The following is a 13,969-nucleotide window of genomic DNA, read 5'->3' as shown; positions in this document are numbered from 1 at the left end:
TTGTTCAGGCCGGGAATGCAAGACCCATTCATTAGAGCAAAGCCAGCTGACGGCGGGCTGATGGAAAATACCCCGGTGTCCATCCCCCAGTCGTTCATCCAGGAGTTGCTTGCGCGCGTTGACGTCGTCGATGTGGTCGGCCGCTATGTGCAGCTCAAGAAGAGCGGCGCCAACTTCATGGGCCTGTGCCCCTTCCACGGGGAAAAATCGCCCTCATTCAGCGTCAGCCCGTCCAAGCAGTTCTTCCACTGCTTTGGCTGTGGCAAGAACGGCAATGCGATCGGGTTTCTCATGGACCACGCGGGCATGGGCTTTCGCGAGGCCGTGCAGGACCTGGCCCAGCAGATCGGTATGCAGGTGCCCGACGACGAGAACACCTCGCCTCAGGACCGCGAACGCGCCGCCGCCCAGCGCCAGAAGCAGGCCACGCTGACCGACGTGCTGGAGAAGGCCGGCGACGCCTGGCGACGCCACCTGCGCGAGTCGCCGCGCGCCGTCCAGTATTTCAAGGGCCGGGGCGTATCAGGCCAGGTGGCCAAGCGCTACGGACTGGGCTACGCGCCGGAGGGCTGGCGGGGCTTGGCCAGCGTGTTCCCCGAGTACGACAGCCCGCTGCTGGAGGAAAGCGGCCTGGTGATCGTGAACGAGGAAGACGGCAAGCGCTACGACCGCTTCCGCGACCGCGTGATGTTCCCCATTCGCAACGTCAAGGGCGAGTGCATCGGCTTTGGCGGGCGCGTGCTGGGCGACGACAAGCCCAAGTACCTCAATTCGCCCGAAACCCCGGTGTTCCACAAGGGCCGCGAGCTCTACGGCCTGTACGAGGCGCGCAACGCCATCCGCGAACACGGCTACGCCCTGGTCACCGAAGGCTACATGGACGTGGTGGCGCTGGCGCAACTGGGCTTTCCCAATGCCGTGGCCACGCTGGGCACGGCATGTACGCCCGAGCATGTGCACAAGCTGTTTCGCTTCACCGACACGGTGGTGTTCAGCTTCGACGGCGACGCCGCCGGGAGGCGCGCGGCGCGCAAGGCGCTGGACGGCGCCCTGCCTTACGCCAGCGACACGCGCAGCGTGAAGTTCCTCTTCCTGCCGGCCGAGCACGACCCCGACAGCTTCGTGCGCGCCTATGGGCCGGAGGCGTTCGCGCGCCATGTGGGCGACGCCGTGCCGCTGTCGCGCTTCCTGCTGGAGGCTGCGCGCGAGGGCTGCGACCTGGGAACGGCCGAGGGCCGCGCCCACATGCTGAGCAACGCGCGCCCGCTGTGGGCAGCGCTACCCGACGGCGCGCTCAAGCGCCAGTTGCTGACCGAGCTGGGTGAACTGGGCCAGTTGCCCGCGCCGGATCTGGCCCAGCTCTGGGCGCAGGACAGCCCGCGCACCGGCTCCGCCGCGCACCCGCCCGCGCACGACGGCGCCCCCTTCGGCGACGAGCCGCCCTGGGGGCAGGAACCGCCGGGCATGGAATACGGCAGCCCCGCCGGTGGCGAGCCCGCACGCCGCTGGCGCAAGGGCGGCGAATGGAAGGGCGGGCGCTGGCGCCGCGAAGAGCAGCGCCCCCCACAGCCGCCGCTGCCGCGCCGCCCCCTCACGGGGCGTGCCGACCATGCCGCGCGCCTGCTGCTGTCGCACATGGAGTTCCTCGAAGAGCTGTCGCACGAAGATCACACGCTGCTGTGCGACCAGCCCGCGCCGCACGGCGCGCTGTTCGTCTGGCTGGAAGGGCAATTGCACGAGCACGGACCCCAGTCCTGGGCGGTGCTGCGCGAGGCCTTGGCAGGCCATGACTGCCAGGCCCTGGCCGAGCGGGTGATGACTGGCTCCCACGCCCAGACCGAGGGGGACGAGACCGAGTTGCGCGCCGAACTGCGTGGCTTGCTCAACCGCATGCTCATCGAAGCCATCAAGCTGCAGCAGAACGCCCTGATCGCCGCGGCCTCGCAGGACCCGGCGGCCATCGAGCGCTACCGGCAATTGCAGGAGCGCCGCCGCGCGCTGGAAGAGGGGCTTACAAAAATGACCTCGGGGGCTTGACAAAGCCCCTTGAATTTTGCTGCGCCGGTATAATGTACGGTTTGTCGGCAAGAGCGACAGCAGCACCTCCGGACCAGGCGACCGTGACAAACGCGCACCACCGCCCTCCCCCACCGCAAGGACTGCACACCAAATGTTCGCCCAGACATCTTGCCCCTGAGGGTTTTCCCCTCAAACCGCGAAGGCCCTTGCCGTCGCCGTGCCTGCCCGCGCCGGGTTCCTTGGCGCTTGTGTTTTCTTTGTGTGTCCGTTTTTGACCTTGAGGTTGTCCATGCCCGTTCAAAAGTCCGCGAAGTCGCCCAAGTCTGCCTCTGGCACCCCCGCGAAGGCCGCTTCCAAAGCCGCAACCACTGTGAAAGCCGCCGCCAAGGCGCCCGCGAAAGCCGCCCCTGTCAAGGCCGCTGCCGCCGCGCCCAAGGCTGCGCCGAAAGTCAAGACTGTGTCCACGCCGAAAACTGCTGCCGAGCTGAAAAAAGCCGCTGATGAACTGTTGAAGAAGAAGCCCACGCGCGCCAAGGCGGCTGCTGCCGAGCCCGAAGTCGCCGAAGAGGCGCCCAAGAAGAAGCCCGGCCGCCCCGCCAAGGCCGCCGGCACCACCGCTGCCGCCAAGGCCCCTGCCAAGCGCGGCCGCAAGCCCAAGGCCAAGGAAGAAGGCCTGGAGGACGACGCCGACCTGTCCGACATCGAGTCCGACCTCGAAGGCGAGCCCGAGGCCGAGGTGGTTGAGGCCGCCGAAGCCGCCCCGGTCGAGAAGGCCAAGCCCCTGCGCATGAAGATCAGCAAGGCCAAGGAACGCGCCTTGATGAAGGAGTTCGGCCTGGACGAGACCGTGCTGTCCGAAGAGGACATGGCCAAGCGCCGCTCGCAGCTCAAGAAGCTGATCACGCTGGGCAAGACGCGCGGCTACCTCACGCAGGTGGAAATCTCCGACCACCTGCCCGACAAGCTGGTGGACGCCGAAACCATGGAAGTCGTGGTCGCCATGCTGGGCGACATGGGCGTGGCCGTGTACGAGCAAACGCCCGACGCGGAAACCCTGTTCCAGAACAACGTGACCCCCACGGCCACCACCGTGGAGGAGGCCGAGGAAGAAGCCGAGGCCGCCCTGTCCACCGTGGACTCGGAATTCGGCCGCACCACCGACCCCGTGCGCATGTACATGCGCGAGATGGGTACGGTGGAGCTGCTCACGCGCGAAGGCGAGATCGAGATCGCCAAGCGCATCGAGGGCGGCCTGATGGACATGATGGAGGCCATCAGCGCCTCGCCCGCCACCATCGCCGAAATCCTCAACATGGGTGAGGAAATCCGCGAGGGCAAGGTCGTCATCTCCACCGTGGTGGACGGCTTCTCCAATCCCAACGAGGCCGACGACTACGTGGCCGAGGAAGATTTCGACGAGTTCGACGAGGAAGACGACGACGACGGCAAGGGCGGCTCCAAGGCGCTGACCAAGAAGCTGGAAGAGCTCAAGAACGAGGCCCTGCGCCGCTTCGACACGCTGCGCGCGCTGTTCGAGAAGATGCACAAGATCTACGACAAGGACGGCTACGGCGGTCCCGCGTACATGAAGGTGCAGCACGAGATCTCGGCAGAGCTGATGACCATCCGTTTCACGGCCAAGACCATCGAGAAGCTGTGCGACATGGTGCGCGCCCAGGTGGACGACGTGCGCAAGATGGAGCGCGAGCTGCGCCGCATCATCGTGGACAAGTGCGGTATGCCCCAGGAGACCTTCATCAAGGACTTCCCGGCCAACCTGCTGAACCTGCAGTGGGTCGAGAAGCAGGCCGCCGCCGGCAAGCCCTGGAGCGCCGTGATGCAGCGCAACATCCCGCCGATCCAGGAACTGCAGCAAAAGCTGATGGACCTGCAGGCGCGCGTGGTGGTGCCGCTGTCCGAGCTCAAGGAGATCAACAAGCGCATGAACGCGGGTGAAGCCAGCTCGCGCGACGCCAAGAAGGAGATGATCGAGGCCAACCTGCGCCTGGTGATCTCGATCGCCAAGAAGTACACCAACCGCGGCCTGCAGTTCCTGGATCTGATCCAGGAGGGCAACATCGGCCTGATGAAGGCGGTGGACAAGTTCGAATACCGCCGCGGCTACAAGTTCTCGACCTACGCCACGTGGTGGATCCGCCAGGCGATCACACGATCCATCGCGGATCAAGCTCGAACCATCCGCATCCCGGTGCACATGATCGAGACCATCAACAAGATGAACCGCATCAGCCGCCAGCACCTGCAGGAGTTCGGCTTCGAGCCCGATGCGTCCATCCTGGCCGCGAAGATGGAGATCCCCGAGGACAAGATCCGCAAGATCATGAAGATCGCCAAGGAGCCGATCTCGATGGAAACCCCCATCGGCGACGACGACGACAGCCACCTGGGCGACTTCATCGAGGACAGCAGCAACACCGCACCCGTGGACGCCGCCATGCAAGCCGGCCTGCGCGACGTGGTGAAGGACATCCTCGACGGCCTGACCCCGCGCGAAGCCAAGGTGCTGCGCATGCGCTTCGGCATCGAAATGTCCACCGACCACACGCTGGAAGAAGTGGGCAAGCAGTTCGACGTGACGCGCGAACGCATCCGCCAGATCGAGGCCAAGGCGCTGCGCAAGCTCAAGCACCCGAGCCGCTCGGACAAGCTGCGCAGCTTCATCGACTCGCTGTAAGCCACGCATCTTCCGCGCACACCTCGCGCAGCCAACGCCCCCGCCGCTCGGCCGGGGCGTTTTTTATTGCGCGTCAGGGTTTCAAGCCAAATCGGCTTTTCACGCTTATACAGCAAGCGCCAGCAGCTATATTTTTGATAGCAAAACATGGAACGCCCGATCGGTGGACAATGGCCGTCCCGTCCTTCCTGAAAGCTGCCCGCCATGCCTCTGAACACCCCTTCGCACACCGGCCGTCTGCGCTTCGCCGTGATGGGCGCAGGCGCGGTGGGCTGCTACTTTGGCGCCCTGCTGGCGCGTGCGGGCCACGCGGTCACGCTCATCGGCCGCCCGGACCACGTGCAGGCGATCCAGGCCCACGGCCTGCGACTGCAAACCGCCACGCAGGACACCCATGTGCCACTGGAGGCCAGTACCGATGCCAGCGCCGTGCGTGGCGCCGACGTGGTGCTGCTGTGCGTGAAGTCCACCGACACCGAAGCAGCGGCGCGCCAGATGCAGCCCTACCTGGCACCGGGCGCGCTGGTGCTCACGCTGCAAAACGGCGTGGACAACGACGAGCGCGCCCGCGCCGTGCTGGGCGCGGCGCACCCCGTGGCGGCCGCCGTGGTGTATGTGGCCACAGCCATGGCCGGGCCTGGGCACGTGCGTCACTTCGGGCGGGGTGAGCTGGTGATCGGCCCGTCGCCCGCCAGCGCGCGCGTGGCGCGGGAGCTGTGCGACGCGGGCATCCCCGCCGAGGTGTCGGACAACGTGCGCAGCGCCCTGTGGGCCAAGCTGGTCATCAACTGCGCCTACAACGCGCTGTCGGCCATCGTGCAGCAGCCCTACGGCTGGGTGGTGCAGCAGGACGGCGCGACCGATGTGATCGCCGACGTCGTGGCCGAATGCCTGGCCGTGGTGCAGGCGGACGGAGTGCACCTTCCCGCAGACATCCACGCGGCCGTGCGCGGCATCGCGCAGAGCATGGCGGGCCAACGGTCCTCCACCGCGCAGGACCTGGCACGGGGCCGCCCCACCGAGATCGGCCACCTGAATGGCTACGTGGTGCAGCGCGGCGCCGCGCTGGGTGTCGCCACGCCGGTCAACCGCGCGCTGCTGGTGCTGGTACGCATGGCCGAGGCCAGTGGCGTGCATGGCCCCCAGGACCATCAAAAAACATAGCTGCCAGCGCTTGATAGGCAAGCGCTAGAGGCCAAAAACACCCTGAATCGCCACAACGCAGACGCGCCGCACCGCGGGCTGGGCGCCGCCTCGGGACCGGCCTACACTGGCTGCGCGTGCACCCTCCACTTTTTCCGTCTCCGGGCGCCCGCCGGCCCACACCCATGCACTGGCTTGAACACAAGATCCCTCCGCCGCTCGTCGCCGCCCTTGCCGGCGTGGCGATGTGGTTCACCGCGCAGGCCAGCGGCGGCGTGACGGACAGCGCGCCGCGCACCGCGGCGGCCGTCCTGCTCGCGCTGGTGGGCCTGGCGTTCGACGTGGCCGGCCTGCACGCGTTTCGGCGCGCGCGCACCACTGTCAACCCGCTGCGGCCGGGCGGTGCCTCGGCGCTGGTGGTGGGCGGCGTGTACCGCGTCACGCGCAACCCGATGTACGTGGGCCTCGCCCTCCTGCTGCTCGCATGGACGGTGTACCTGGGTGCGCCGCTGGCGCTGCTGGGCGTTGCGGCGTTCGTGGCCTACATCACGCGCTTTCAGATCGTTCCGGAAGAGCGGGTGCTGGCGCAGAAGTTCGGGCCGGAGTTTGGCGCCTATCGATCCAGGGTGCGCAGGTGGCTGTAGCGCTTATCCAGCAAGCGCTGACAGCTCCTTGAACGATAGCAAAGTCAGTCCATCTTCACGCTGGCGCTCTTCACCACCTGCCCCATGCGCGCCAGTTCGCTGCGAAAGAACGCGGCCGAAACATCGGGCGGCGTGAGCTTGATCTCATAACCCTGCGCCACCAGCGCGTCGCGCGCCTCGGGCATGGCCAGCGCGGCCTTGAAGCCGTAGTACAGCCGCGCCACGTCCGCCGGGGGCACGCCGGCAGGCGCCACGGCGGCGATCCAGCCCTCCAGTTCATAGCGCGGCAGGCCCTGCTCGGCGAGGGTGGGCACGCCGGGCAGCGAGGGGACGCGGGCAGCCGTGGTCACGCCCAGCGCGCGCAGGCTGCCGGACTTGATGTGCGCGGCCGCCGGCGCCACGGCCACCACGCCCAGCTGCACCTGCCCGCCCAGGATGTCATTCATCAGCGGGCCCATGCCGCGGTAGGGGATGTGCTTGATGTCCAGCTGCGCCTGGTCCACGAACATGGCCGCGCCCAGGTGCAGGATGGTGCCGTTGCCCGACGAGCCGTAGTTGAGCACGCCGGGCTTGGCCTTGGCGAGCGCGATGAGTTCGCGCGCGTTCCGGGCCTGCACCGAGGGATGGGCGACGAGCACGAAGGGCGTGGCGCCGATCACGGTGATGGGCGTGATGTCCTCGATGGCATCGAAAGGCGCCGATGGGTACACATGCGGGTTCACCACGTGGTTGTTGGACACCACGCCGATCACCGAGCCGTCCTTGGGCGCGCGCACGAGCTGCGTGGTGCCCGTGATGCCGCCCGCGCCGGGCAGGTTCTCTATCACCACCGGCTGGCCCAGCGCCCTGGACAGGCTGGCCTGGATGGCGCGGATGGCACCGTCCGCGCCCGAGCCGGCCGACAGCGGCAGGATCACGCGCAGCGGCCGGTCGGCCGCACCGGGGCCCTGCGCATGCGCCAGCGCGGGCGCACAGAGGGCAGCACTCCAGGCCAGCGCCTGGCGGCGCGTGAGGCGGCGGGGTGCGGGGAGTGCATCGAGGGGCATGTGTGTCTCCGGTGGTTTTTATAGGGGTCTCAGAAAGCGCGGACTCAGGGATTGGCGGGCCACGCATGCACAAGGTCGTGGCCCGATTGCTCCCCCTCAGGCCACGGCTGCGGACGCGCGCAGCGCGGCCACCTGGTCGGCCGTGTAGCCCAGGCCTGCCAGCAGATCCTGCGTGTGCTGGCCGAGCCGCGGCGGGTCCAGGCGCACGCCCATGCGCTGTCCGTCCAGGCGCAGCGGCAGGAGCGTGGTGCGCGCGGTGCCGCCCGCGCGCTCGCCGTCGGGCAGGGTGATCTCGGCCAGGCCGCCCGTGGCGTTGAGGTGCGGGTCGTCAAACAATTGCTCGGGCCGCAGGATGGGTGCGAACGGCAGGCCATGGCGCTCGAAGACCGCCGCCAGTGCATCGGCCGTGTGGGCGGCCAGGCGCTGGCGCAGCTCGGGCAACAGCGTGGGCCGCGCGCGCACGCGGTCGTTGTTGGTGGCATAGCGCGGGTCGGCCTTGAGGTCGGCATAGCCCATGGCGTCGCAGAAGGTCTGCCACTGCGCGTCGCTCACCGCGGCCAGGAAGATCTGGCCGCCGTCCTTGACGCTGAACACGTCGTACACCGCCCAGGACGAGATGCGGTCGGGCATGGGCGCGGCGGGCTGGCCGGTGACGGCGTACTGCATCATGTGCTGGCCCACGAGGAACACGTTGTTCTCGAACAGCGCCGAATCCACTTCCTGGCCGCGCCCGGTCTGCTGGCGCTGCATGAGCGCCGCCATGGCGCCGATGGCGCCGAACATGCCGCCCATGATGTCGTTCACGCTGCTGCCGGCGCGCAGCGGGTCGCCCGGGCGGCCGGTCATGTAGGCCAGCCCCCCCATCATCTGCACCACCTCGTCCAGCGCCGTGCGGTGCTCGTAAGGGCCGGGCAGGAAACCCGTGTGATTCACATACACCAGGCGCTCGTTCAGGCGCGACAGGGCCGCGTAGTCCAGGCCGTACTTGGCCATCACGCCGGGCTTGAAGTTCTGCGCCACCACGTCGGCCGACGAGGCCAGGCGGATGGCCACCTCCAGCCCCGCGGTACTGCGCAGGTCGATGGCGATACTCTTCTTGTTGCGGTTGAACATGGGAAAGAAGCCGGCACCCGCGCCCAGCAGGTGGCGTGTGCGGTCGCCATCCACGGGCTCGACCTTGATGACCTCGGCGCCCAGGTCGGCCAGCACCATGCCGCAGGTGGGGCCCATGACCATGTGGGTGAACTCCACCACGCGCAGGCCCTCCAGGGGCAGCCGGGGAGAAGAGGAAGCGTTGGAATTCATGGTGTCCCAAAGAAGAAGCTAAAAACAGGCGCGCCCGCTCAGGCAGGCTGCGCCAGGGTTGAAACAGAAGCGTCCGCGTGGCGCGGCAGACCGGCCTGCCACAGCGTGCCATGCAGCGTCTCGCCCACGAGCCAGCCCTGCACGCGCTGGCGCAGCGCGAGCAGCGCGGCCACGTCGAGTCCCGTGGACAGTCCCATGCGCTCCAGCATGAAGGCCAGGTCTTCGGTGGTCACGTTACCGCTGGCGCCGGGCGCATGCGGGCAGCCGCCAATGCCGGCCAGGCAGGCGTCGAAGCGGGTGATGCCCGCCTGCCAGGCGGCGTAGCAGTTGGCCAGCCCCATGCCGCGCGTGTCATGGAAATGCGCGGCGGCCAGGCGGTCGCCCACCAGCGCGCGCGCTTTCTCGAAGAGGCGCTGCACGCCGGCCGGATCGGCATAGCCCACGGTGTCGGCCAGGCTCACGCGGTCGGCGCCGGCATCCAGCAGCGCCTGCAGCAGGCGCAGCACCTCGTCCTCGGCCACGTCGCCCTGGAGCGTGCAGCCGAAGGCCGTGCCCACGCCGCCCTCGATGCGCGTCACGCTGCCCGCTGCATCGCGGGTGGCGCGGATGCGGGCCACCTCCGCCACCACCTCGTCGGGCGTCTTGCGCAGGTTGGCGAGGCTGTGCGCATGGCTGGCCGACAGCGGCACGATCATCCAGTGCGCACCCGCATCGATGGCGCGCTCGGCCCCCTTGAGGTTGGGCACCAGCACCGAGGCCACCAACCCCGGCAGCGTGAGCGCATGCGCGAGCACCTCGGCGGTGTCGGCCAGTTGCGGCAGCAGGCGCGCGGGTACGAAGGAGCCCACCTCGATCTCGCGCTGGCCTGCGGCGTAGGCGGCGTCCAGCCACGCGATCTTGTGTGCTGTCGGCAGCGTGGTGGCGATGCTCTGCAGGCCATCGCGCAGGCCCACCTCGCGCACGGTGGCGTGGCCGGGGCGCGGGTCGCAGAGGGTGGGTAGCGAAGCCATGGAATTGCCTGGAGGGTTGATGTGCGTCAGTGCCGTTGTGGATTTTAAAAATTCCAGCACACTACGAAACCTCAATTTAGGAACCCCAAGCGTTCCCAAACGGAAATTCTCATGCGTCTGCCCGACCTGCTCTCGCTCAAGCTGTTCGTCGCCGTGTGCGAGCACCGCAACATTGCGCGTGCCGCGCAGCAGGAGGCCATCGTGGGCTCGGCCGTAAGCAAGCGGCTGACGCAACTGGAAGACACCGTGGGCGCGCGCCTGCTGGTGCGCCGCCGGCATGGCGTGGCGCCCACCCCGGCGGGTGAGGCGCTGCTGGAGCATGCGCGCGAGATGCTGGCCAGCGTGGGGCGCATCGAGCGCGACATGGCCGCGTTCAACACCGGCATTCGTGGGCAGGTGCGCATGCTGGTCACCGCGTCGGTCATGGCCGAGTCGCTAGCCGACGACGTAGCAGCGTTCCTGCAGGACCCCGCGCACCGCGACATCCAGGTGAGCATGGAGGAGCGCGTGAGCCCCGAGGTCGTGCGCGGCGTCCGCGAGGGCAGCGCCACCGTGGGCATCTGCTGGGACGCGGCGGACCTGCAGGGGCTGCAGACCCGCAGCTACCGCCACGACCATCTGGCCATCGTCGCCCACCCCGATCACCCCGTGGCCCAGTCAGCGCGCGTGCGCTTTGCCGACGTGCTGGGGCATGAGTTCGTCAGCATGCCGGCGCTGAGCGCCGTACAGGTGCTGCTGGCGCGCGCCGCGGCCGTGGAGGGCAAGATGCTGGCACACCGCGTGCAGGTGTCCAACTTCGACGCTGCGCTGCGCGTGGTGCGCGCCAACCTGGCCATCAGCGTGATCCCACGCGAAGTGGCCGAACCGTTTGCCGCCGCCACCGGCGTGCGCGTGATTCCGCTGGCCGACGGCTGGGCACGGCGGCGCTTTGCCATCTGCTTTCGCAGCGAGGAGGGCCTGTCACCCGCCGCCCGGCTGCTGGTGGAGCACCTCGTGCGCAGGGCGCCGGAGTGAGCCGCATGGCTACCCCATTTTTCAGGGTTTGCACATGTCAGCCGGACGCAACGAGCTACTAAACTTGTAGCAGGTACATTTCCAGGCTATATTGCTATCGTTTTTTGCAACCACCGCCGCTCCGCCCCTGCGCGGCGCGGCACCCCACCACCCTATGCGCAAGGAGAAGCGTTCATGAGCTCCAAGGAAAACGCCGCCGTCAACCAGCTGTTCGAGAAACTCGAATGCCGTTATGCGCTGCGCGTGCTGTGGGCCCTGCGCGACGGCCATCCGCAGACGTTCCGCCTGCTGCAAGACAGCGTCGGCGGCATCACGCCCAACACGCTCAACACCCGCATCAAGGAACTGCGCGAGTGCGGGCTGCTGGACCACGGCAGCGACGGCTACACCGTCACCCCCGTAGGCCAGGATCTGCTCAAGCGCCTGTCCGATGTGCAGGCTTTTGCCACCCGCTGGTCCGCCGCGCGCGTGAAGAAGTAAAGCGCCCCGCAAGCCCTTAGGCCCCCACCAGCCCGCCGTGTGCGGGTTTTGGTCTTTTTGGCCCCTAGCGCTTATTGGATAAGCGCTAACAGCTATCTTTTTTGAATCAAATCAAGGAACCGTTCACCATGGCATTCACCACCACCGCCTCCGGCCTGCAGTATGAAGACACCGTCGTCGGCACCGGCGCGCAGGCCACGCGCGGCCAGTCGGTGCGCGTGCACTACACCGGCTGGCTCTACAACGACGGCCAGCAAGGCGCCAAATTCGATTCCAGCCGCGACCGCAACGACCCGTTCGAGTTTCCCCTGGGCGCGGGCATGGTCATCAAGGGCTGGGACGAGGGCGTGCAAGGCATGCAGATCGGCGGCCAGCGCACACTGATCATCCCGGCAGCCCTGGGCTACGGCGCACGCGGCGCCGGCGGCGTGATCCCGCCCAACGCCACGCTGAAGTTCGACGTGGAGCTGCTGGCCGTCGGCGTCTGACGGAACTCCGCGCCCCGCTGGCGGGGCGCCCGGAAAAAAAAGGGAACGTGGTTCGCACGTTCCCTTTTTTGTGGGCGCTGTATGGCCGCCGTTGATTACACCGGCACGCCCACCAGGTCATGCCCCTGCGTTCCCACGATGCGCGCCTTCACGAAGTCGCCCACCTTGTAGGTCTTGCTGAATTTCTCGGGCGGCAGCAGGTGCACCACGCCGTCGATCTCGGGCGCATCGGCGTAGCTGCGGCCCACGCCGCCCTTCTTGCCCAGGCCCACGGCCTGGTCCACCAGCACCTGCATGGTCTGGCCCACGCGGCGCTGCAGCTTGGCGGTGGAGACTTCCTCCGCCACCGCCATGAAGCGCGCACGGCGCTCCTCGCGCAGTTCCATGGGCAGCATGCCCGGCAGCTCGTTGGCGGCGGCGCCCTCCACGTCGCTGTAGGCAAAGCAGCCCGCACGGTCGATCTGCGCCTCGCGCACGAAGTCCAGCAGGTGCTGGAACTCTTCTTCCGTCTCGCCGGGGAAGCCCGCGATGAAGGTGCTGCGGATCACGATCTCCGGGCAGGCCTCGCGCCAGCGCAGGATGCGCTCCAGATTCTTCTCGCCGCTGGCGGGGCGCTTCATGCGCTTGAGCACGTCGGGGTGGCTGTGCTGGAAGGGCACATCCAGGTACGGCAGCACCAAGCCCTGCGCCATCAGCGGAATGATGTCATCCACGCTCGGGTAGGGGTAGACATAGTGCAGGCGCACCCACGCGCCGTAGGTGGCGGCCATCTCGCCCAGCGTCTGCACCAACTCCAGCGTGCGCGTCTTGACGGGCTTGCCGTCCCAGAAGCCCGTGCGGTACTTCACGTCCACGCCATAGGCCGATGTGTCCTGGCTGATGACCAGCAGTTCCTTCACCCCGCCCTCGAACAGCGCCTTGGCTTCCTTGAGCACATCGCCCACCGGGCGGGACACCAGGTCGCCGCGCATCGAGGGGATGATGCAGAAGGTGCAGCGGTGGTTGCAGCCCTCGCTGATCTTCAGGTAGGCATAGTGGCGCGGCGTGAGCTTGATGCCCGCCTCGCCGAAGCTGCCCGGCACCAGGTCAAGGAAGGGGTCGTGCGGCTTGGGGCAGTGGGTATGCACGACCTCCATCACTTCCTGCGCCGCATGCGGCCCGGTCACGGCCAGCACGCTGGGGTGCACCTCTTTCACGAGGTTGCCGCCCGTCTCGCCGGCGCGCGCGCCCAGGCAGCCGGTAACGATCACCTTGCCGTTCTCGGCCAAGGCTTCGCCAATGGTGTCCAGACTTTCCTTCACGGCTTCATCGATGAAGCCGCAGGTGTTGACGATGACGAGGTCTGCGCCCTCGAAGGTCTTGGAGGTTTCGTAGCCCTCGGCGCTGAGTTGCGTGAGGAGGAGTTCGGAGTCGGTGAGGTTCTTGGGGCAGCCGAGGCTGACGAACCCGATCTTGGGGGTCTTGGCGGGGGAGAGTGCTTGGCTCATCCCCGCATTTTCCCAGTTCTGCCGGGCTCAGCGCTTTTTGAGGCCAAACGCGCCCAGCATCTGCTCGGTCTGCTTCTGCATCTGGTCCTGCATCTGCAGGAACATGTTCTGCGACTGCTCCACGTAGTTGCCCATCAGCCCCTTCATCATGGGCGACTGCAGATTCATGAATTGCGTCCACATCTCGGGCGTGAGGCCTTGCGACTGCTCGGCCAGCTTGGACTGGATCTCGGTGAACATCTGCACGTTCTTTTCCAGGTACGCACCCATGAAGCCCTGCATGGCATGGCCATAGAAGCGGATGATGTTGGCCAGCGCCGCCTCGCTGAACATCGGCGCGCCGCCTGCCTCCTCCTCCAGGATGATCTGCAGCAGGATGCTGCGCGTGAGGTCTTCGCTGGTCTTGGCGTCGCGCACCACGACGGATTCGCCCTGCATCACCAGCTGCTTGACCTCGGCCAGCGTGACATAGGTGGAGGTGGACGTGTCGTACAGCCGGCGGTTGGGGTACTTCTTGATCACGCGCTGGGCGGTTTTTGGGTCAGGTGCTGGGTTCTTGTCTGGCACAGGCGGCTCCTCGGGTACATGGCCAGTCATGGCTTGTATTGCAGTGCAGCAGATTCTAGGCAGGCCGCACC

12 protein-coding genes are annotated in these 13,969 nt (G+C 67.5%); 7 read left to right on the top strand and 5 right to left on the bottom strand.

The window, feature by feature from the left end; genetic code table 11:
• Window positions 1–60: 60 nt before the first annotated feature.
• The 4 genes from dnaG (at window position 61) to MRB47_RS06735 (ending at window position 6,501) form a co-directional block, all read left to right on the top strand.
• Window positions 61–2,037 (top strand): DNA primase, encoded by a 1,977-nt coding sequence (gene dnaG, locus MRB47_RS06750; protein ID WP_252102275.1) that lies wholly within the window; start codon window positions 61–63, stop codon window positions 2,035–2,037.
• A gap of 271 nt (window positions 2,038–2,308) precedes the next feature.
• Window positions 2,309–4,714: an RNA polymerase sigma factor RpoD gene (gene rpoD / locus MRB47_RS06745; protein ID WP_252102274.1), complete on the top strand. Its 2,406-nt coding sequence runs from the start codon at window positions 2,309–2,311 to the stop codon at window positions 4,712–4,714.
• Window positions 4,715–4,918: 204 nt separating this feature from the next.
• Entirely contained in the window at window positions 4,919–5,878 is a 960-nt protein-coding gene (locus tag MRB47_RS06740) for a ketopantoate reductase family protein (protein WP_252102273.1), read from the top strand.
• A gap of 164 nt (window positions 5,879–6,042) precedes the next feature.
• Window positions 6,043–6,501: a methyltransferase family protein gene (locus MRB47_RS06735; protein ID WP_252102272.1), complete on the top strand. Its 459-nt coding sequence runs from the start codon at window positions 6,043–6,045 to the stop codon at window positions 6,499–6,501.
• A 44-nt stretch (window positions 6,502–6,545) separates the two neighbouring features.
• On the opposite strand, the gene MRB47_RS06730 is transcribed toward MRB47_RS06735, so the two are convergent.
• The 3 genes from MRB47_RS06730 to MRB47_RS06720 form a co-directional block, all read right to left on the bottom strand.
• Window positions 6,546–7,547 (bottom strand): Bug family tripartite tricarboxylate transporter substrate binding protein, encoded by a 1,002-nt coding sequence (locus MRB47_RS06730; protein ID WP_252102271.1) that lies wholly within the window; start codon window positions 7,545–7,547, stop codon window positions 6,546–6,548.
• A gap of 96 nt (window positions 7,548–7,643) precedes the next feature.
• Window positions 7,644–8,852, bottom strand: a complete 1,209-nt coding sequence (locus MRB47_RS06725) for a CaiB/BaiF CoA transferase family protein (RefSeq protein WP_252102270.1) — start codon at window positions 8,850–8,852, stop codon at window positions 7,644–7,646.
• 38 nt (window positions 8,853–8,890) lie between these two features.
• The gene (locus tag MRB47_RS06720; protein WP_252102269.1) at window positions 8,891–9,862 is read right to left on the bottom strand and encodes a hydroxymethylglutaryl-CoA lyase; all 972 of its coding nucleotides are present in this window, start codon (window positions 9,860–9,862) and stop codon (window positions 8,891–8,893) included.
• 111 nt (window positions 9,863–9,973) lie between these two features.
• Between MRB47_RS06720 and MRB47_RS06715 the strand changes: the two genes are divergently transcribed.
• The 3 genes from MRB47_RS06715 (at window position 9,974) to MRB47_RS06705 (ending at window position 11,844) form a co-directional block, all read left to right on the top strand.
• A complete protein-coding gene (locus tag MRB47_RS06715) occupies window positions 9,974–10,876 on the top strand; it encodes a LysR family transcriptional regulator (RefSeq protein ID WP_252102268.1) in 903 nt (300 codons plus the stop codon).
• 174 nt (window positions 10,877–11,050) lie between these two features.
• Entirely contained in the window at window positions 11,051–11,356 is a 306-nt protein-coding gene (locus tag MRB47_RS06710; RefSeq protein ID WP_011806269.1) for a winged helix-turn-helix transcriptional regulator, read from the top strand.
• Between the two features lie 128 nt (window positions 11,357–11,484).
• Complete coding sequence (locus MRB47_RS06705) at window positions 11,485–11,844, top strand: FKBP-type peptidyl-prolyl cis-trans isomerase (RefSeq protein WP_011806270.1); 360 nt, start codon at window positions 11,485–11,487, stop codon at window positions 11,842–11,844.
• Between the two features lie 95 nt (window positions 11,845–11,939).
• Here MRB47_RS06705 and rimO read toward each other — a convergent pair whose 3' ends face one another.
• Together rimO and phaR are read right to left on the bottom strand one after the other, a co-directional pair.
• Window positions 11,940–13,331, bottom strand: coding sequence for a 30S ribosomal protein S12 methylthiotransferase RimO (gene rimO, locus MRB47_RS06700; protein WP_015913872.1), 1,392 nt, complete (start codon window positions 13,329–13,331; stop codon window positions 11,940–11,942).
• 27 nt (window positions 13,332–13,358) lie between these two features.
• Window positions 13,359–13,928 carry a polyhydroxyalkanoate synthesis repressor PhaR gene (phaR, locus tag MRB47_RS06695; protein ID WP_252102267.1) on the bottom strand — a complete coding sequence of 190 codons (570 nt, stop codon included), beginning with the start codon at window positions 13,926–13,928 and terminating at the stop codon, window positions 13,359–13,361.
• Window positions 13,929–13,969: the final 41 nt, after the last annotated feature.

This window comes from Diaphorobacter sp. LI3, from assembly GCF_022807955.1.
GTDB lineage: Bacteria > Pseudomonadota > Gammaproteobacteria > Burkholderiales > Burkholderiaceae_C > Diaphorobacter > Diaphorobacter nitroreducens.
Note: the sequence above shows the minus strand (reverse complement) of the source record. Positions and strands in the feature narration are given on the sequence as shown.